A 17,385-nucleotide genomic window follows, 5' to 3' on the forward strand; every position below is an offset into this window, starting at 1 on the left:
CCATGGACACCACCCCCGTCGCGGACGACTCCTGGGAGGTCGCGGGCCGGCGCTTCCGGTCCCGTCTGATCGTGGGCACCGGGCGGTACAAGTCGCTCGAGGAAACCGCGGCCGCGATCGAAGCCTCGGGCGCCGAGATCGTCACCGTCGCCGTGCGCCGGGTGAACCTGTCCGATCCTTCGGCGCCCATGCTGCAGGATTTCGTGCCCCCCACGCGCTACACCTACCTGCCCAACACCGCCGGCTGCCACACCGCGAACGACGCCGTGCGCACGCTGCGCCTGGCGCGCGAGGCGGGCGGGTGGAACCTGGTGAAGCTGGAGGTGCTCGGCCCGCCGCCTTTCCTCTACCCGGACATGGAAGGCACGCTGGAGGCCGCGAAGGCGCTGATCGCCGATGGGTTCGAGGTGATGGTCTATTGCGCCGACGACCCCGTGGCCGCGCGCAAGCTGGAAGACCTCGGCTGCGTGGCGATCATGCCGCTGGGTGCGCCGATCGGCTCGGGGCTGGGGCTGACCAACCCCTTCATGATCCGGTCGATCAAGCAGCAGGCGAAGGTCCCGGTGCTGGTCGATGCGGGCATCGGCACAGCGTCGGATGCGGCGAAGGCCATGGAACTGGGCTGCGATGCGGTGCTGCTGAATTCCGCGATTGCCCATGCCCGCGACCCGGTCCGCATGGCGTTGGCGATGAAGGCGGCGGTCGAGGCCGGGCGGAATGCGTTCCTCGCGGGGCGGATGCCGGTGAACTACCAGGCGGATGCGTCGAGCCCGATGAGCGGGCTGATCCGGTAGCAGCGCGCGCTTCATGTTGGCGCCCACGGTCGCGGCTGCTTTACGTTAGTCGCCGGCGACCCTCTGTCAGAGCCGGGAAATGAGCGGTTGGGCCGCGCAGTGGCGCGAACGGTTTGAAGAGGGGCTTCAGCTTGGTCGAGCGCTGGACTTCTTGTGGCGCTTATTTCATTCTTCTTCCGGCTTGATGTGATATTGTTTGATGCTCGATCGAGTCCCTATGGTGGGCTTCTGTTTTTCTTAACGGTCTATTTTTTGTTTGCGATTGTGCCAGGTCTAATAATGACGGTCCTGGCGTATCGGACGCTGCGCCTCGCCGGCGGGGATCGGGTGGCGCGGGCCCGCTGGAACGGTACGCACCCGGGCAATCCTTTCGCGTCAGCCGAGTCACGTCAGTTGGGGGGTATTTTCCTTCTGTTTGTTGGGCTTTCCGCGCTGCTCGCGTCAGTCAGCATTGCCAGCTACGTGGGTCCGCACGGTGGTCGGGGCATGCCGTACAGTCTCATCCTCATGATCCTGGCGGTATGTGTGACATTGGCAGTCGCCATCTGGCGTGAGTTGTGGATGCGCGAACGGCGCAACGGCAGGGACTGAGCCCTCCCGCGTCGCCTCGCCGTATTCGGTTGTATCCACGTCATCTCATCCCGTGACCAAGCCGAATACCGCGATCGCTTAAGCCTGCGACCCGGTGCGCATGGTATTCGCGATGAAGGGGGCGTCGAGGCCGGGCGAAGTTGTCCGAGGACATGCAGCACGGCTTCACCTGGCGCTTCCACGACGCGCCCCCGTTGGCTCGCGCAATCGTTCCGCGACGTCCGCGGTTCGTGCTCAGATGCCGGGTATGCCGCGCCGGGAGAGAGCGCCATGCTGCGCAACTTCGACCACCTGACCATCGTCGTGCGCGATCTCGACCGCGCCCGCGCCTTCTTCGCCGTGCTCGGCTTCCGCAAAGCCATCGCCGTGGTGATCAAGGGCGAGCCCTTCGACACCTACATGGGCGTGCCCGGCATCGAGGCCGACCACGTCACCCTGGTGCTGGAGAACGTCATGCCGCGCACCGAGATCCAGCTGCTGCACTACCGCCACCCGGACCCGGTGCCCGACCCGCAGATCCGCAACCTCGCGAAGCTCGGCATGAACCACATCTGCTTCGCGGTGGACGATGTAGCGGAGGAGGTCGCGAAGCTGGAAGCCGCCGGCTTCAAGACCCGCAATGCCATCATGGATTTCCACGCCCGCAAGCTGGTCTTCATCGACGGGCCCGAGGGCGTCACCGTCGAACTCGCGGAATGGCACGGCTGACCACCGCGCCTCAGCCGCCCTCGCGCAGCGCCCGGATCTCCTCCGCCACCACCTCCCCCGGCATCTCGGCATGCCAGCGCGCGGGCACCTCAAGCGCATCGGCCAGCCGCCGCTTGTACTCGGCCTTCGGGATCTCCAGCGCACCGAAGCGCGCCAGGTGGGTGGTCAGGAACTGCGTGTCCAGCAGCACGAAGCCGCACAGCCGCAGCCGTGCCACCAGGTGCACCAGCGCGACCTTCGACGCATCCGTCACGCGCGAAAACATGCTCTCCCCGAAGAAGGCGCCACCGAGGGCCACGCCGTACAACCCGCCGACCAGCCGCCCATCCTGCCAGGTCTCGACCGAATGGGCCGCGTGGCGTTCGTGCAGCGCGCCGAACAGCGATTCGATCTGGGGGTTGATCCAGGTGTCCATCCGGCCGGGGGCAGGTTCGGCGCAGCCACGGATCACGCCCATGAAGTCGCGGTCAGCGCTGACCGTGAAGCGCGCCGACAGCGCCGTGCGCCGCAGCCGCCGTGGCAGATGGAAGCCCTCGTCGATCGGCAGCACGCCACGCAAGGCGGGGTCGAGCCAATACAGGCGGTCCGACTGCCGGCTCTCGGCCATCGGGAACACCCCAGCGCCATAGGCGCGGAGCAGCAGGTCGGGCGTGACCTCGAGCTGGCGGCGGCTCATGCACGTAGCCTGCACCAGCAGGCCGCCCCGCGTCACTCTTCGTCGTCGTCCGCCGGTGCCACGGGCAGGATGGCAGTTTCCTTGAGCGTGGCCAGGGCCAGCACCGTTTCGCTGCGTTCCACGCCGCGGCGACGCAACTCGCCGGAGACGAACGCTTCGAGCTCCACCAGCCCGGCCACCCGCAGCTTCAGCATGTAAGACCACGCACCGGAGACGGCATGGCATTCCAGCACCGATTCATGCGGCAGCAGTGCCTCGCGGAACTTTGCGTCGGCGGTGGTCGGCCGCAGCGCGACGAAAACCCAGGCGAGCAGCGGGCACCCCACGGCCGCGGGGGCGAGATCGGCACGCCAGCCGCGGATGGTGCCGCGTTCCTCGAGCCGCTTCACCCGTTCCGCGGTGGCGGAGACGGAAAGCCCGGCGACCTTGGCGAGCTCCGCAAGGCCTGCAGCCCCGTCATGCTGCAGCGCGACCAATATGTTCCGGTCTATGCTGTCCATGACCGCACCTTATGCGGCGCACGGGATTGTGGGAAGGAAAAATGTCGGGCGAAGTCGCTGATGCCGCACCGCCTGCCGGCGTCGCGCCCGCCGTGGCTGCGGTAAGGGTCGCTGAGGCCAAGCCGCGCAATTGCGGCGCGAGCCCGCGGCGGCGGACCTCGCCCAGACCGTCAGCGTCGTCTGGCAGCACATGCATGTCGCACATCCCAGCCGCCGAAAGCCGCCCTCGGCACCCGAGGGCTCCACAACGGATCGCGCAGCGATCCGCGCGCGCAAAGCGCGACCGCGCCCAGACCATCAGCCGCAGCCAGCGCAGCAGCGCTTGGCGCGAAGCCAAGGGCCGCGGATGCGGCCCGCCTGGCGTCTGAGGGCCGCAAAGCGGATCACGCAGTGATCCGCCAGCGCAAAGCGCGACCGCGCCCAGACCTTCAGCCGCGCCACGCGCACCCGTGCGTGGCGCGAAGGCAAGGCGGCCGGATGGCCGCCTCCCGCCGTTCGAGGGCTAGATATAGTGCTCCGCCAGCGGCCGGAACCCGTTGAAGCCCTGCGCCGCATAGGTCGTGACATAGGCCCCGGTCGAGAGCAGTTCGACCCGATCCCCGCAATCCAGCGCCATCGGCAGGCGGTAGTTCGACTTCTCGTACAGCGTGTCGGTGCTGTCGCAGGTTGGCCCCGCGATCGTCACCGGCCCGTCTGCGCCGCCGTCATGCGGCGTCCGGAAGGCGTACTTGATCGCCTCGCCCTCGGTTTCGGCCAGGCCGCCGAAACGCCCTATATCCAGGTAGACCCAGCGCACCGGATCGTCCTTGCCCTTGCGGGAGACGAGCACGACCTCGGACGACACCACGCCGGCATCACCCACCATGAAGCGGCCGGGTTCGATCAGCATCTCGGGCAGGTCGTTGCCGAAATGCTGCGTCATGGCGCCCATGATGGCGGTGCCGAAATCATCGATGCCCGGAACCTCGGCGCGGTAGCGCACCGGATAGCCGCCGCCCAGGTTGACCATGCGCAGCTTCACCCCGGCCTCCTTGAGGTCGGTGAACAGCATGGCCACGCGCGCGATCGCCCCTTCATAGGCCGCCGTGCTGGTCTGCTGGCTGCCGACATGGAAGGAGATGCCGTAGGGATCGAGGCCGAGCTCGCCCGCCTGCACCATCAGGTCGCGCGCCATGTCCAGCTCGCAGCCGAACTTGCGCGACAGCGGCCATTCCGCGCCCTCGTTCTTCACCAGGATGCGGCAATAGACGCGCGCGCCCGGCGCGTTGCGGGCGATCTTGAGCAACTCCGCCTCGCTGTCGAAGGCGAACATCGTCACGCCGGCCTCGTGCGCCGCACGAATGGCCGAGACCTTCTTCACGGTGTTGCCATAGGAGATCGCGCCCGGCTGCGCGCCAGCGGCGAGGCACGCCTCGATCTCCTCGAACGACGCGGCGTCGAAGGACGAACCGAGGCCCGTCAGCCGCTGCAGGATCGGCGCCGCCGGATTGGCCTTCACGGCGTAGTACACGCGCGCGAGCGGCAGCGCGGCCTTGAGCCGACGGTAATTCTGCTCCACGCGGTCCACGTCGAGGACGAGGCACGGGGTCGCAGGCGCGTGGTCGCGCAGATACTCAGCGATCTTCGGGGTCATCGCCGCACCTTTCCAGGCTCCGGTGGGCCGCCTGTCCAGGCGACGGCCCTAGGTTGACGAAACGGTCGAACGAACCAGCGACCAAGTGAGCCGCCCGGCACGATGCCGAACGGGGTTGCCAGAACGCTTGACGTCGTTGCGTAAACCCTTTGGCCGGGTTGGGGCCGGGGGCCAGAGGCACGTGCGTACTGCGTCTAGGCGCGCCGTATAGGCCCGACGGTTCCGCGCGCAAAGGGAAAACTGCATCGCGCCCGAATTTTTTTCTCAAACCACCTGGAATGCCAGGAAAGCGGCCAGGGGAGTTCGTCGGGTCCGGGCGATTCGACCCGTGCCGGGTCCGAATCGCCGGAAGGTTGCCGGTTCGTAAGCCCAAGGCGGGATGGCGGTTGGACCGGCGCCAGGGCGGCCTGCGCCATGGGTGCGACGACCCTGCGGCTGCGGGTGCCGACACTCGCGCACGTCGGGCGGGTGCCGCGCGACGTCGCCGGTCAGCCAGATCCTGCGGGAGGTCGCGATATCGGCCGATCGCGCGCACAAACGCCTCGCGCGCCCGATCGTGCGGGCTTCGGCTTACACGGCGGCGAATCGCGGCGCAGCCAGCCCGGCGCCCTGCCGCGCTGGGACACCGCCGACATGCCAGCGGCGCCCGTTGCGCGCCGCCAGGACCGACGCTGTCCAGGATGCGGGCAGCGACCGAACATTCCGCTTCTACGCCGCCGAGGCGCGACGTATCGCGGTCCCGGTGCTCGACTTCGACGAGGCGATGCCACGCCACCGCTACCGGAGGGTCTGCGCCTCAACCGGCGCGCCGCCGCCGCACGACGCCGCGGAGGACGAGGACCCGCAGCACGATGCCGCGGTCATCGCCATCAACCCGCACGCCGGAGAGCAGACCTCAACTGGAGCCGAAGCAGCGCCGAGCCCGCGTCACGCCGCCTTGGCAGACACCGCCGCGTTCTCGTTCACCGCCCGCTTCAGCGCCTGGCGGTAGCGCTCGCGCCGCCACTGCAGCAGCCGCCAAGCGCCCTTGGCGGCGATGTCCGCCATGCGCCCACGCGGTTCCAGGCCGATCGACTTGAAGATCATGCCCATGCCGCGCTCGATGTGATGGAAGCGGTAGAAGCCCATCGCCCGGCCCATGTAGCCGCTGATGCAGCGGTCGTGGTCATAGGGCGTGCCCTCGGGCTCGTTGCCGCAGTGGAAGGCGAAGGCGAGCTCGTCGTCCTCGCTTTCGCCGATGCGGCCGAGCGCCACGCGCAGACGGCGCGGAAAGGACAGGTTCTCGCGCGCGAGGTAGCGCTTGAGGTGGTCGTAGAACAGCTTGAAGTGCCGGTACTCATCGGCGGCGATCAGCTTGCACACCTGCTTCAGCGCGGGTTCCGCCGTCGCCTCCGCCAGCGCGGTGTAGTAGGACGAGGTCCCGGTCTCGACCATGCAGCGCGCAATCAACTCCCCGCTGCGCGACCCGCGGATCGACGCATCGGCGTTGAGCTGCACCTGGTAGCCGGCGCGGTAGCGCGCGAAGGCCGCCGCGAAGTCCCAGCCCGGATCGGCCAATTCGCCCCAGCGGCCGAGCGCGTCGCCATGCTGGGTTTCCTCCACGCCCCAGTGTTCCGCCGCCGCCTGGAAGTCGGGGTCGTCGCGGAAAACGCGCGTGAGGTAGGTGACGTAATCCGCCGCGTTGCGCTCGACCATCGCGGCGGCCTTCACCAGCGGCACGATCTCGGGGTCGACCTTCGTGGGGTCGAAGCGGTCCCAGCCCACCTCGTCGATATGCCAGTGCTTCATGGGAACTCCCTCAGGCGGGCGGGGCGGCTCGCAGGCGTGCCTCCGCGGCCAATCTTCGTTGCCCACATGGCAGTTTCAAGGCGGCGCTGGCACGGGACGCCGTGGCGCGCGAAGACCGGGCGCAACGACGCCGCCGCGTCGCGCGGTACCCGCATCCCTTCCGAAAACGCCGTGCTGCGGACTCCGAGCATCCTGGTAGGGACCGTCCGATCCCGGGTCGTCCCGCCAGGCTGGACGCCGTGAATGCGCGCGGGCCCGGCGCCCGGCCAGGACGCGTTCAGGCTGCCTGCGCGGCCGCGAGCATCGCCCGCGCCGCCAGCACGCGGTCCATGGCCGTCTCGCGCCGCTCGGGCGTGGTGCCCTCGGCGTTCAGTTCGGCCAGCGCCTTTTCGGCAGCGGCGATTCGCTGCTCGGCCTCAGCACGCGAGAGCTGCTCAACCGGCGTCGCTTCATCCGCCAGGATGGTGACGCGGGTTGGGGCGATCTCGGCGAAGCCGCCGGGCACGAACAGGGCATCGGTTTCGGTCCCGCCCTCGTGCACCGAGATAACGCCGCCACGCAGCGCGACGATCATCGGCGCGTGGCCGGGCAGCACGCCCATCTGGCCATCGGCGGCGGGCAGCAGCGCCATCTCGACCGGGCGCGAGAGCAGCAGCTTCTCCGGGGAGACGAATTCGAGCTGGAAGGTGGCCATCCGTGCAAACCCCTACGTCAACGGGCGCCACGCGCGCCCACCACCATCACACCCAGCGCGCCCGCACCAGCCTGGCGCGCCATCACAGGATCCGGCCGCACAGCGGCCGGCGCCGCCCACAAACCTTCACCCTCCAGCGCGCCAGCCTTGCGGCGAAAGCCAAGGCGGCCGGATGGCCGCCGCCCGGCGTCTGAGGGCCAAACAAAGACTCTCGATTGAAGAAGCCGTCTACGCGGCCGCCTTCAGTCCTTCCGCCTTCTTAACGGCTTCTTCAATCGTGCCGACCATGTAGAAGGCGGCTTCCGGCAGGTGATCGAACTCGCCCTTCACGATACCGGCGAAGGAGCGGATCGTGTCCTCCAGCTTGCAGAACACGCCCGGCGTGCCGGTGAAGACTTCCGCGACATGGAAGGGCTGCGACAGGAAGCGCTGGATCTTGCGCGCGCGCGCCACCACCAGCTTGTCCTCTTCCGACAGTTCGTCCATGCCCAGGATGGCGATGATGTCCTGCAGCGACTTGTAGGTCTGCAGGATCTTCTGCACTTCGCGGGCGGTGTTGTAGTGCTCGTCGCCGACGATGCGCGGGTCCATGGCGCGCGAGGTCGAGTCGAGCGGGTCCACCGCCGGGAAGATACCGAGCTCAGCGATCGACCGGTTCAGCACGGTGGTGGCGTCCAGGTGCGCGAAGGACGTCGCCGGCGCCGGGTCGGTCAAGTCGTCCGCCGGCACGTAGATCGCCTGCACCGAGGTGATCGACCCCTTCTTGGTGCTGGTGATGCGTTCCTGCAGTGCGCCCATGTCGGTCGCCAGCGTCGGCTGGTAGCCCACCGCCGACGGGATGCGGCCCAGCAGCGCCGACACTTCCGCGCCCGCCTGGGTGAAGCGGAAGATGTTGTCGATGAAGAACAGCACGTCCTGGCCCTGCTCGTCGCGGAAGTATTCCGCCATCGACAGACCGGACAGCGCCACGCGCGCACGCGCGCCCGGCGGCTCGTTCATCTGGCCATAGACCAGCGCCACCTTGGAGCCCTCGGTCGTGCCCTCGCCCAGCTTGATGACGCCGGCATCGACCATCTCGTGGTACAGGTCGTTGCCCTCGCGGGTGCGCTCACCCACGCCGGCGAAGACCGAAACGCCGCCATGGCCCTTGGCGACGTTGTTGATCAGCTCCTGGATGGTCACGGTCTTGCCCACGCCCGCGCCGCCGAACAGGCCGATCTTGCCGCCCTTCAGGTAAGGCGCCAGCAGGTCGATGACCTTGATGCCGGTAACCAGGATCTCGGCCGCGGTCGCCTGCTCGTCGAACTTCGGCGCGTCGCGGTGAATGGTGTAGGTCTTGTCGTGCGGCACCGGGCCACGCTCGTCGATCGGCTCGCCGATCACGTTCAGGATGCGCCCCAGCGTGCCGGGGCCGACCGGCACCGAGATGCCCGCGCCGGTGTCGATCACTTCCGAACCACGCACCAGGCCGTCAGTGCTGTCCATCGCGATGGTGCGCACCGTGCGCTCGCCCAGGTGCTGCGCCACTTCCAGCACCAGGACGCGATCGCCGATCTTGACGGTCAGCGCGTTCAGGATGTTGGGCAGGTCCTGCGGGAACTGCACGTCCACGACGGCGCCCAGCACCTGCGTGACCTTGCCGACATTGTTCTTCACGATGGCAATCCCCTGCTCGATCGGCGCCGCCTCGGCGGCATCGGACTTCTTCTTCGGTGCACGCGCCATCACAATGCCTCCGCTCCAGAGATGATCTCGATCAGCTCACGGGTGATGTTGGCCTGGCGGGTGCGGTTGTAGTTGAGGGTGAGCTTGTTGATCATCTCACCGGCGTTGCGCGTGGCATTGTCCATCGCCTGCATCTGGCTGCCATAGAAGCCGGCATTGGTCTCCAGGACGGCGCGATAGATCTGCACGGCCAGGTTCTGCGGCAGCAGCGCGGCGAGGATCTCTTCCTCGGTCGGCTCGTATTCGTATTGCGCCTGCGGCCCGGTCGCGACCTCGGCTTCGGCCTGCGGCAGCGCGGCCGGGATCAGCTTCTGCTCCGACGGGATCTGCGAGATCACGCTGCGGAAGCGGTTGTAGAGCAGGGAGCAGACATCGAACTCGCCATCCTCGAGCATGCGCGTGATCGTCGCCGCGACCTCGGCCGCATCCTCGAAGCCCACCGTCTTCTTGCCGGCAAACGAGACCTCGCCCACGAAGCGCGACCCGAATTCGCGCTTGAGGAAGGTGGCACCCTTGCGCCCGACGGCCAGTACCTTGACCGTCTTGCCCTGGATTTCCAGTTCGCGAATCCGGGTGCGGGCGAAGCGCCCGATGTTCGTGTTGAAGGCGCCGGCCAGACCGCGATCGCCCGACATCACCACCAGCAGATGCACCGCATCCCCGCCGGTGCCCACCAGCAACTTCGGCGCGTCAGGCTGGTTCGCCACCGCCACCCCGAGCGAGGCGAGCATGCGCTCCATGCGTTCCGCATAGGGGCGCGCCGCCTCGGCACGCATCTGCGCGCGGCGCAGCTTGGCCGCAGCCACCATCTTCATCGCCTGCGTGATCTTGCGCGTGGACTTCACGCTGTTGATCCGCATGCGCAGCGCCTTGAGGCTCGCCATCTGTGGCTCTCCGCGCCCTGCCTAGGTCAGCCGAAGGACTTGGCGAAGTCGTCCAGGAAGGCGACCAGCTTGTCCTCGGTCGGCTTCTTGATCTCGCGGTCGGTGCGGATGGCCTCGACGATATCGGGCGAACGCGCCTTCAGGTCGGCCAGCAGCCGGCGCTCGAACTCGCCGACCTGCGCCACCGTGATGCGGTCCAGGTAGCCGCGCGTGCCGGCAAACAGGGAGATCACCTGCTCCTCGACCGGCACCGGCTTGTATTGCGGCTGCTTCAGCAGTTCCGTCAGCCGCGCACCGCGCGCCAGCAGCGCCTGCGTCGTGGCATCGAGGTCCGAGGCGAACTGCGCGAAGGCCGCCATCTCGCGGTACTGCGCCAGCTCCAGCTTGATCTTGCCGGCGACCTGCTTCATCGCCTTGATCTGCGCCGCCGAACCCACGCGCGACACCGACAGGCCGACGTTCACCGCCGGGCGGATGCCCTTATAGAAGAGCTCGGTCTCGAGGAAGATCTGGCCGTCGGTGATGGAGATGACGTTGGTCGGAATGTAGGCCGACACGTCGCCCGCCTGCGTCTCGATGACCGGCAGCGCGGTCAGCGACCCGGCGCCGAAATCGTCGTTCATCTTCGCCGCACGCTCGAGCAGGCGCGAATGCAGGTAGAACACGTCGCCCGGATAGGCCTCGCGGCCCGGCGGGCGGCGCAGCAGCAGCGACATCTGGCGATACGCCACCGCCTGCTTCGACAGGTCATCGTAGAAGATGACCGCGTGCATGCCGTTGTCGCGGAAGAACTCGCCCATCGCGCAGCCGGAATACGGCGCCAGGAACTGCATCGGCGCCGGGTCAGACGCCGTGGCGGCCACGATGATCGAATACTCAAGAGCGCCCTGCTCCTCAAGCGTCTTGACCAGCTGGGCCACGGTCGAGCGCTTCTGCCCGATCGCGACATAGATGCAATAGAGCTTCTTCGACTCGTCGCCCGACTGATTGATCGGCTTCTGATTGATGATGGTGTCCAGCACCACCGCCGTCTTGCCGGTCTGGCGGTCGCCGATGATCAGCTCGCGCTGGCCACGCCCGATTGGGATCAGGCTGTCGATCGCCTTGATGCCGGTCTGCATGGGTTCATGCACCGACTTGCGGGGAATGATGCCCGGCGCCTTCACCTCGACGCGGGTGCGCGTCACGTCGGTCAGCGGGCCCTTGCCGTCGATCGGGTTGCCCAGCGCATCGACCACGCGGCCCAGCAGCCCCTTGCCCACCGGCACGTCCACGATCGACTGCGTGCGGGAGACGGTGTCGCCCTCGCGGATGTTCTTGTCGTCGCCGAAGATGACGACGCCGACATTGTCGACCTCGAGGTTCAGCGCCATGCCGCGGATGCCGGCGCCCGGGAATTCCACCAGTTCGCCGGACATCACGTTCTGCAGGCCGTACACGCGGGCCACGCCGTCGCCCACGGTCAGCACGGTGCCGACCTCGGCCACGTTCGCCTCGGCATCGAAGCCGGCGATCTGTGCCTTCAGGATCTCCGAGATCTCGGCAGGACGGATATCCATGGTCAGGCGGCCCCCTTCATAGCGTACTGCAGGCGCTGCAGCTTCGACTTGATGCTGTTGTCGTACAGGCGGGAGCCGATCTTCACGATCAGCCCGCCCAGGATGGACGGATCGACGCTCTCGGACAGCCGCACGCCGGAATACCCGGCCTCGGTCAGGCGGGCGACGATCTGGGCGCGCTGCGTGTCCGTCAGCGCATGGGCGGTGACCACATCGGCGGTCTGCTGGCCGCGGCGGGCCGACAGCAGCGCCCCGAAGGCCTGCGCCACCGCGGGCAGCGCCGCCAGGCGGCGGTTCACGATCATCACGCCGACCAGGTTGCGCACCTCGGTGCCGGTCTTCACGCGATCCAGGATCGCGAACATGCCGGCGCGCTGCTTCACGCCGTCAAGCCGCGGGTCGGCGATGAAGTCGCGGAAATCGGCATCCTCGCGCCACAGCACGAGAAGCTCCTCGAGGTCGGCGGAGATGCGGTCGACGGCGCCGGGCTCGGCCTGGCGCAGGTCGTCCGCCAGGCCTAGCAGCGCATACGCATAGCGCGCAGCGGCACCGACCGGGCTCGGCGAGGAAGGGGAGACGGTCTGGATGGTCTCGGCGGCCACGAGCGATCCCGGTCCTTTTGTGCGGCGCGTTCCGGCGAACACGCCAAGGGTCATGGCCGCGCAGGACGGCGATCCCGGCGGCGGCGCGCGCTTAACATAGCGTTTGCCGCACCGCAACCGAGCGCCGGGCGAAATCGCGCGCAACGCGCCGATCCGTGGCAGGTTGCGCCCGATGGCGGATCGCTTCTTCGGCTGGCAGGTGGTCTGGGCGGCCTTCGCGCTGGCGTCCTTCGCCTGGGGCATCGGCTTCTACGGCCCGGGCGTGTGGCTGCACGCGCTCGCCGGCGGCCGGGGCTGGTCGGTGGCCGCCGTCTCGGGCGCCATCACGCTGCATTTCCTCGCCTCCGCGCTGCTGGTCGCGCGGCTGCCGGCGGTGCAGGCGCGCCTGGGCCTGGTGGCCATGCTGCGCGCCGGGCTGGTGCTGTCGGCAGGCGGTGCGGTGGCCTGGGCCGCCGCACCGGCACCCGCCTGGCTGGTGCCCGCCGCGCTGCTGACCGGCGCCGGCTGGGCCATGACCAGCGGTGCCGCCATCAACGCCATCGTCAGCCGATGGTTCGACCGGCGCCGGCCGGCCGCGCTGGCCATGGCCTACAACGGCGCCTCGATGGGCGGGATCGTCTTCGTGCCGCTCTGGGCGGCGCTGATCGGCGGCATCGGGTTCCTCCCCGCGGCCATCGCCATCGGCGCGATCGGCATGGCGGTGCTCTGGCCCGTCGTGGGGCGATGGTTCGCGCCGGACCCGGCAATGCTCGGCCAACACGCCGATGGCGCGGCGGCCCCGCCCGCCCCGCGCGCGGCCGCGGGCGTGGCGGGTTCGCTCTGGTCGCAGCCGGGCTTCCGCAGCCTGTCGATGGCCTTCGCGCTCGGCATGGTCGGGCAGATGGGGCTGCTGTCGCAGGTCTATTCGCTGATGACGCCGGCGCTGGGTGTCGCCGGTGCCGGTTGGGCGGTCAGCCTCGCGACCGTCTGCGCGGTCCTGGGGCGCACCGCCGTCGGCTGGCTGCTGCCGTCCGGTGCCAGCCGGCGCGGGGCGGCGGCGCTGAACTTCCTGGTGCAGGCGGCGGGGTCGGTCGCGCTGCTGGCGGCCGGCGGAACCAGCGCGCCGCTGCTGGTGCTGGCCTGTGTGCTGTTCGGGCTGGGGCTGGGCAACCTGCTCTCGTTGCCGCCGCTGATCGCGCAGGCCGAATGGCCGGCGGCGCAGGTTGGCGCGGTGGTGGCGCTGATCACCGCAGTGAACCAGGCCTTCTATGCCTTCGCCCCGGCCATCTTCGGCCTGCTGCGGGAAGTCGGCGGCGACTGGACGGTGGGCGCGGCGGCGCTGGTGCTGCAACTGGCCGCGGCGGCGGTGCTGCGCGGGCGGCGCTGAGTGCCCTTCGCCCGGTCCCGGCCACGGCGGCCGAGTGGCGGTGCGCGCCGGCGCCGAAGCGCTCGAACAGGCCCCGACTCGACGGCCCCCGGCCCACGCGCGAGCATCGCCCCCGCAGAACGAGGACACGCGCCATGCTCGACAATCCGCCGATGCTCACCATCCATCGCGGCCATGCGCGGCCCGACGCGGCGCTGCTGGAAGCCTTCCGCGGCGCGCAGACCTCGCACCTGGTCGACGCGATGGATGGCCGCGGCGCGCTCGATTTCCGCATCAAGCCGATGGACGACGCCAATGCCGCCTTCGTCGGCCCGGCGCTGACCGCGCTGTCCTACCCGGCCGACGTGGTGGGCGTGTACGGCGCCCTGGCCGAGGCGCAGGCCGGCGACGTCGTTGTGGTGGCGAACGACGCCTACACCGCCACGGCCGTGGTCGGGGACATCGTCGCCGGCATGATGCGCAACAAGGGCATCGCCGCCTTCGTGACCGACGGCCTGGCGCGCGACCGCGCCGGAATCGTCGCCACCGGCCTGCCGCTCTTTGCCGCGGGCATCATCCCTGCCTCCCCGGCGGCGAACGGCCCGGGCGTGGTCGGCGCGCCGGTCACGCTGGGCGGACAGCATGTCCGGTCGGGCGACATCATGGTGGGCGATGCCGATGGCGTGGTCGTGATCCCGCTCGATCGCGCGCCGGCCGTGCTCGAACGGCTGCAGGCCATCCGCGCCGCGGAAGCCAAGGCCATCGCGGCGGTCGAGGCCGGTGGCGCCGGCAACGACCGCATCGCCGCCATCGTCGCGGCCGCGCGCATCATCGGCCCGTAAGGCCATCCCAGAGCGGCAAGCCGAGCACCGCCGCCGCCAGGATGATGCCGATGCCCGCGATGCGGAACGTCGCTTCGCTGGCGCGCCCGAACAGCCACGCCCCGGCCCAGAGCCCGGCGCCATAGGCCGGCGCCGCGGCCAGCGCGAACCAGGCACTGTCCGGCCCGATCAGCCCGCGCCACGCGAAGGCCGCCGTCACCGCCACCGTGAGGATGGCGAAGTACAGGTTCATGTTGGCGCGCACCACCACCGCCGGTGCGTCCCGCCCCAGCCAGAACACCGCCGGCGGCACGCCGCCAAGCATGGCCGTGCCGCTCATCAGCCCGCCCGCCGCGCCCACGCCGATGGTCAGCGGCACCGACCCCGCCCCGCGATAACGCAGGCCCGACGCCAGCACCGCCACCGCCAGCAGCACCAGGCCCACCATCGCCCAGCGCAGCGCCACCGGGTCGCTCGCCGCCAGGATCATCGCACCCAGCGGCACCGCGCAGATCGCGCCGACCGACATCACCGCGACCTCGCGCCGCACGGCGTGGCGCCAGGCACTGGGCAGGAACACCAGGCAGGCCACGCATTCCATCAGCGCCAGCACCGGCACCGCCGCCTGCGGCCCCGCCGCCGCCGAGGCCAGCGGCACGAAGACCAGCGCCGCCCCGAAGCCCGAGAAGCCGCGCGACACGCCGCCCGCCAGCGCGGCCGCGGCCACGCCCAGCAGCGGGCCGATCGGCGGCAATCCGGCGAGAAGACCATCCATGCCCGAGAGACTCCGCCCGCGCGGCGCGGTCGTCCAGGCCCGGTCATGCAACCCAGGCTTGCAGGACCGCCCGTTCCGTCCTTCCATGCCGCCCACGCCCGCGCACCGGGGCGACAGGGAGAGAGAACGCAATGTCCTCACGACGCATCCTGCTCGGCTTCGCCGCCGCACTTCTCGCCGCGCCCGCCTTCGCGCAGGCGCCCGCCGCCCCCGCACCCGTGCCCGGCTGGGCGGTCGGCCGGCCCGAAGGATCGACCCTCGCCCCGCATGCCGGCCGCCTGACCGTCACGCCGCTCGACCAGGTGCCGGTCGGGTCCATCCGCCTGCCGCCGGGCTTCCAGGCCGAGGTCTTCGCCCATGGGATGCCGGGCGTGCGCGCCATCGCCGAAGGGCCGAACGGCACGCTGTTCGCCGGCACCCGCGCGATCGGGCGCGTCTATGCCATCTCGCGCAACCCGGACGGCACGACGCGCACCCGCATCATCGCGCAGGGCCTGGCACAACCCAGCGGCCTCGTGATGATCGGCAACAGCCTGTATGTCTTCGCGGTCAACCGCGTGCTGCGCTACGACAACATCGAGGCGAACCTCGACAACGTGCCCACGCCGGTGGACCTGACCGCCGCCTATGGCTTCCCGACCGAGCAGGAACACGGTGGCAACCACCACTGGAAGTTCGCGACCCTCGGACCCGACGGGCGGATCTACACCAATGTCGGCGTGAACTGTAACGTCTGCGAGTTCGACCGCGACAAGTTCGCGCTGCTGGTCTCCTTCAACCCCGATGGGTCCGACCGCCGGATCGAGGCGCGCGGCGTGCGCAATTCGGTCGGCATGGCGCACCACCCCGTGACGCGCGAATTGTGGGCAACCAACCACGGCCGCGACTGGGCGGGCGACGACGCGCCCCAGGACACGCTGCTGCGCGTGCGCCGCGCGGGAGAGGATTTCGGCTTCCCCTTCTGCCTCGGCGACTGGCGCGACCCGCAATACAATGCCGGGCGCAACTGCTCGGAATTCGCGCAGCCCGCGGCGCTGCTGGGCGGGCACACCGCCGTGCTCGGCATGCGCTTCTACACCGGCACGATGTTCCCCGAGCAGTACCGCAACATGGCCTTCATCGCCCGGCGCGGGTCGTGGAACCGTTCGCGGCTGTCGGGCTACGACGTGGTGGTCGCGCATCTCGACGCACAGGGCAACGTGACCCGCATCGAGGAATTCCTCACCGGCTTCCGCAACGACGCCGCGCAGACCTTCGCCGACCGGCCGGTCGAGGTGCATGTGCTGCGCGACGGCTCCATGCTCGTCTCGGGTGAGCAGATGGGCGCGATCTACCGCATCACCTATCGCCAGTGAGGTTGCGGGCGTTCCTGGCGGCGGCGCTGTTCGGCGCCGCCGTCGCCTTTTCCGCCGCCGCGCAGGATGCCGCGCGCGGGGCGGATCTCGCGGCGCATCGCTGCGCCAATTGCCACGGCGCGGATGGCCGCAGCCAGACCGAGGGCATCCCCTCGCTGGCCGGCCAGCCGCCGCTGTTCATCGTCACGCAGATGATCCTGTTCCGCGAGGGGCTGCGCCAAGTGCCGGCCATGCTGGCCTTCGCCCAGGGCCTGCCCGACCGCGAGATCGAGGACCTGGCCGCCTACTACGCCTCCCTGCCGCCGGGCCCACCGGACGACCGCCGCGCGCGCGACCCCGCGCTGTTTGCCGCCGGGCAGGCGCTGATCGGCCCGCGCAACTGCGCGGTGTGCCACATGCCCACGCTGGCCGGGCGCGAACAGGTGCCGCGCATCGCCGGCCAGCGCGAGGATTTCCTGGCGCGCACCATGGCCGAATACCGCGACGGGCTGCGCGTGGGCGCCGATTCGCAGATGAACGGTGCGGTGATGGGGCTGACCGACGCGCAGATCGCGGCCCTGGCGCATTACCTGTCGCAGCGGGAGTGAACGCTCTTTTTTGCCCTCAGACGGCGGGCGCCGGCCATCCGGCCGGCTCGCCTTTCGCGCCACGCACTGGTGCACCGGGCGCGCATGATGGTCTGGGCGCGGTCGCGCATTCGCGCTCCCGGCTCGAGGCGCGCCTCGGTCCGCATTCTCGTTTGCCCTCACGCGACGGAAGGCGGCCATCCGGCCGGCTTGCCTTTCGCGCCACGCGCTGGTGCACCGGGCGCGCATGATGGTCTGGGCGCGGTCGCGCATTCGCGCTCCCGGATCGAGGCGCGCCTCGATCCGCATTCTCGTTTGCCCTCACGCGACGGAAGGCGGCCATCCGGCCGGCTTGCCTTCACGCCACGC

General features: G+C 69.7%; 18 protein-coding genes. 8 read left to right on the forward strand and 10 right to left on the reverse strand.

The window, feature by feature from the left end; genetic code table 11:
* Positions 1-2 precede the first annotated feature (2 nt).
* From MWM08_RS22760 to MWM08_RS22770, 3 genes are all read left to right on the forward strand, one after another.
* The gene (locus MWM08_RS22760) at positions 3-794 is read left to right on the forward strand and encodes a thiazole synthase (protein WP_244408789.1); all 792 of its coding nucleotides are present in this window, start codon (positions 3-5) and stop codon (positions 792-794) included.
* 279 nt (positions 795-1,073) lie between these two features.
* Positions 1,074-1,385 carry a hypothetical protein gene (locus MWM08_RS22765; protein ID WP_244408790.1) on the forward strand — a complete coding sequence of 104 codons (312 nt, stop codon included), beginning with the start codon at positions 1,074-1,076 and terminating at the stop codon, positions 1,383-1,385.
* Between the two features lie 270 nt (positions 1,386-1,655).
* Positions 1,656-2,093, forward strand: coding sequence for a VOC family protein (locus MWM08_RS22770; RefSeq protein ID WP_244408791.1), 438 nt, complete (start codon positions 1,656-1,658; stop codon positions 2,091-2,093).
* Positions 2,094-2,103: 10 nt separating this feature from the next.
* Here MWM08_RS22770 and aat read toward each other — a convergent pair whose 3' ends face one another.
* The 3 genes from aat to MWM08_RS22785 form a co-directional block, all read right to left on the reverse strand.
* A complete protein-coding gene (aat, locus tag MWM08_RS22775; protein ID WP_244408792.1) occupies positions 2,104-2,769 on the reverse strand; it encodes a leucyl/phenylalanyl-tRNA--protein transferase in 666 nt (221 codons plus the stop codon).
* Between the two features lie 32 nt (positions 2,770-2,801).
* Positions 2,802-3,269 (reverse strand): Lrp/AsnC family transcriptional regulator, encoded by a 468-nt coding sequence (locus tag MWM08_RS22780; RefSeq protein WP_255751368.1) that lies wholly within the window; start codon positions 3,267-3,269, stop codon positions 2,802-2,804.
* Between the two features lie 502 nt (positions 3,270-3,771).
* Positions 3,772-4,902, reverse strand: coding sequence for a type III PLP-dependent enzyme (locus MWM08_RS22785; protein WP_244408794.1), 1,131 nt, complete (start codon positions 4,900-4,902; stop codon positions 3,772-3,774).
* A 742-nt stretch (positions 4,903-5,644) separates the two neighbouring features.
* On the opposite strand from MWM08_RS22785, the gene MWM08_RS22790 reads away from it, so the two are divergent.
* On the forward strand, positions 5,645-5,893 hold the full coding sequence (locus MWM08_RS22790) for a hypothetical protein (RefSeq protein WP_244408795.1): 249 nt from the start codon (positions 5,645-5,647) through the stop codon (positions 5,891-5,893).
* Here the strand turns inward: MWM08_RS22790 and MWM08_RS22795 are convergent.
* The 6 genes from MWM08_RS22795 to atpH all read right to left on the reverse strand — a co-directional run bounded on the left by MWM08_RS22795 (position 5,830) and on the right by atpH (position 12,154).
* Positions 5,830-6,690 carry a ferritin-like domain-containing protein gene (locus MWM08_RS22795; RefSeq protein WP_244408796.1) on the reverse strand — a complete coding sequence of 287 codons (861 nt, stop codon included), beginning with the start codon at positions 6,688-6,690 and terminating at the stop codon, positions 5,830-5,832. The two genes, MWM08_RS22790 and MWM08_RS22795, sit on opposite strands and share 64 nt — an antisense overlap.
* 277 nt (positions 6,691-6,967) lie before the next feature.
* Positions 6,968-7,384: an ATP synthase F1 subunit epsilon gene (gene atpC, locus MWM08_RS22800; RefSeq protein ID WP_244408797.1), complete on the reverse strand. Its 417-nt coding sequence runs from the start codon at positions 7,382-7,384 to the stop codon at positions 6,968-6,970.
* Between the two features lie 228 nt (positions 7,385-7,612).
* Complete coding sequence (gene atpD / locus MWM08_RS22805; protein WP_244460014.1) at positions 7,613-9,043, reverse strand: F0F1 ATP synthase subunit beta; 1,431 nt, start codon at positions 9,041-9,043, stop codon at positions 7,613-7,615.
* A gap of 65 nt (positions 9,044-9,108) precedes the next feature.
* Positions 9,109-9,993, reverse strand: a complete 885-nt coding sequence (locus tag MWM08_RS22810) for a F0F1 ATP synthase subunit gamma (protein ID WP_244408798.1) — start codon at positions 9,991-9,993, stop codon at positions 9,109-9,111.
* Between the two features lie 26 nt (positions 9,994-10,019).
* On the reverse strand, positions 10,020-11,552 hold the full coding sequence (atpA, locus tag MWM08_RS22815; protein ID WP_244408799.1) for a F0F1 ATP synthase subunit alpha: 1,533 nt from the start codon (positions 11,550-11,552) through the stop codon (positions 10,020-10,022).
* Between the two features lie 2 nt (positions 11,553-11,554).
* Positions 11,555-12,154 (reverse strand): ATP synthase F1 subunit delta, encoded by a 600-nt coding sequence (gene atpH, locus MWM08_RS22820; RefSeq protein ID WP_244408800.1) that lies wholly within the window; start codon positions 12,152-12,154, stop codon positions 11,555-11,557.
* 172 nt (positions 12,155-12,326) lie between these two features.
* On the opposite strand from atpH, the gene MWM08_RS22825 reads away from it, so the two are divergent.
* Entirely contained in the window at positions 12,327-13,520 is a 1,194-nt protein-coding gene (locus MWM08_RS22825; protein ID WP_244408801.1) for an MFS transporter, read from the forward strand.
* Between the two features lie 134 nt (positions 13,521-13,654).
* Entirely contained in the window at positions 13,655-14,341 is a 687-nt protein-coding gene (locus MWM08_RS22830) for an RraA family protein (protein WP_244408802.1), read from the forward strand.
* Here MWM08_RS22830 and MWM08_RS22835 read toward each other — a convergent pair.
* Entirely contained in the window at positions 14,328-15,095 is a 768-nt protein-coding gene (locus MWM08_RS22835) for a sulfite exporter TauE/SafE family protein (RefSeq protein WP_244408803.1), read from the reverse strand. The genes MWM08_RS22830 and MWM08_RS22835 overlap by 14 nt on opposite strands.
* A 131-nt stretch (positions 15,096-15,226) precedes the next feature.
* Between MWM08_RS22835 and MWM08_RS22840 the strand changes: the two genes are divergently transcribed.
* Both MWM08_RS22840 and MWM08_RS22845 read left to right on the forward strand, forming a co-directional pair.
* Complete coding sequence (locus MWM08_RS22840; RefSeq protein WP_244408804.1) at positions 15,227-16,450, forward strand: PQQ-dependent sugar dehydrogenase; 1,224 nt, start codon at positions 15,227-15,229, stop codon at positions 16,448-16,450.
* Entirely contained in the window at positions 16,447-17,037 is a 591-nt protein-coding gene (locus tag MWM08_RS22845; RefSeq protein ID WP_244408805.1) for a c-type cytochrome, read from the forward strand. Before MWM08_RS22840 ends, MWM08_RS22845 begins: the two co-directional genes overlap by 4 nt.
* Positions 17,038-17,385: the final 348 nt, after the last annotated feature.

Source organism: Roseomonas fluvialis, from assembly GCF_022846615.1.
GTDB classification, from domain to species: Bacteria; Pseudomonadota; Alphaproteobacteria; order Acetobacterales; family Acetobacteraceae; genus Neoroseomonas; species Neoroseomonas fluvialis.

Coding starts and splice junctions, on each gene's coding strand:
- MWM08_RS22760 (WP_244408789.1), top strand. CDS start 3: ATGGACACCACCCCCGTCGCGGACGACTCCTGGGAGGTCGCGGGCCGG.
- MWM08_RS22765 (WP_244408790.1), top strand. CDS start 1,074: ATGACGGTCCTGGCGTATCGGACGCTGCGCCTCGCCGGCGGGGATCGG.
- MWM08_RS22770 (WP_244408791.1), top strand. CDS start 1,656: ATGCTGCGCAACTTCGACCACCTGACCATCGTCGTGCGCGATCTCGAC.
- aat (WP_244408792.1), bottom strand. CDS start 2,769: ATGAGCCGCCGCCAGCTCGAGGTCACGCCCGACCTGCTGCTCCGCGCC.
- MWM08_RS22780 (WP_255751368.1), bottom strand. CDS start 3,269: ATGGACAGCATAGACCGGAACATATTGGTCGCGCTGCAGCATGACGGG.
- MWM08_RS22785 (WP_244408794.1), bottom strand. CDS start 4,902: ATGACCCCGAAGATCGCTGAGTATCTGCGCGACCACGCGCCTGCGACC.
- MWM08_RS22795 (WP_244408796.1), bottom strand. CDS start 6,690: ATGAAGCACTGGCATATCGACGAGGTGGGCTGGGACCGCTTCGACCCC.
- atpC (WP_244408797.1), bottom strand. CDS start 7,384: ATGGCCACCTTCCAGCTCGAATTCGTCTCCCCGGAGAAGCTGCTGCTC.
- MWM08_RS22810 (WP_244408798.1), bottom strand. CDS start 9,993: ATGGCGAGCCTCAAGGCGCTGCGCATGCGGATCAACAGCGTGAAGTCC.
- atpA (WP_244408799.1), bottom strand. CDS start 11,552: ATGGATATCCGTCCTGCCGAGATCTCGGAGATCCTGAAGGCACAGATC.
- MWM08_RS22825 (WP_244408801.1), top strand. CDS start 12,327: ATGGCGGATCGCTTCTTCGGCTGGCAGGTGGTCTGGGCGGCCTTCGCG.
- MWM08_RS22830 (WP_244408802.1), top strand. CDS start 13,655: ATGCTCGACAATCCGCCGATGCTCACCATCCATCGCGGCCATGCGCGG.
- MWM08_RS22835 (WP_244408803.1), bottom strand. CDS start 15,095: ATGGATGGTCTTCTCGCCGGATTGCCGCCGATCGGCCCGCTGCTGGGC.
- MWM08_RS22840 (WP_244408804.1), top strand. CDS start 15,227: ATGTCCTCACGACGCATCCTGCTCGGCTTCGCCGCCGCACTTCTCGCC.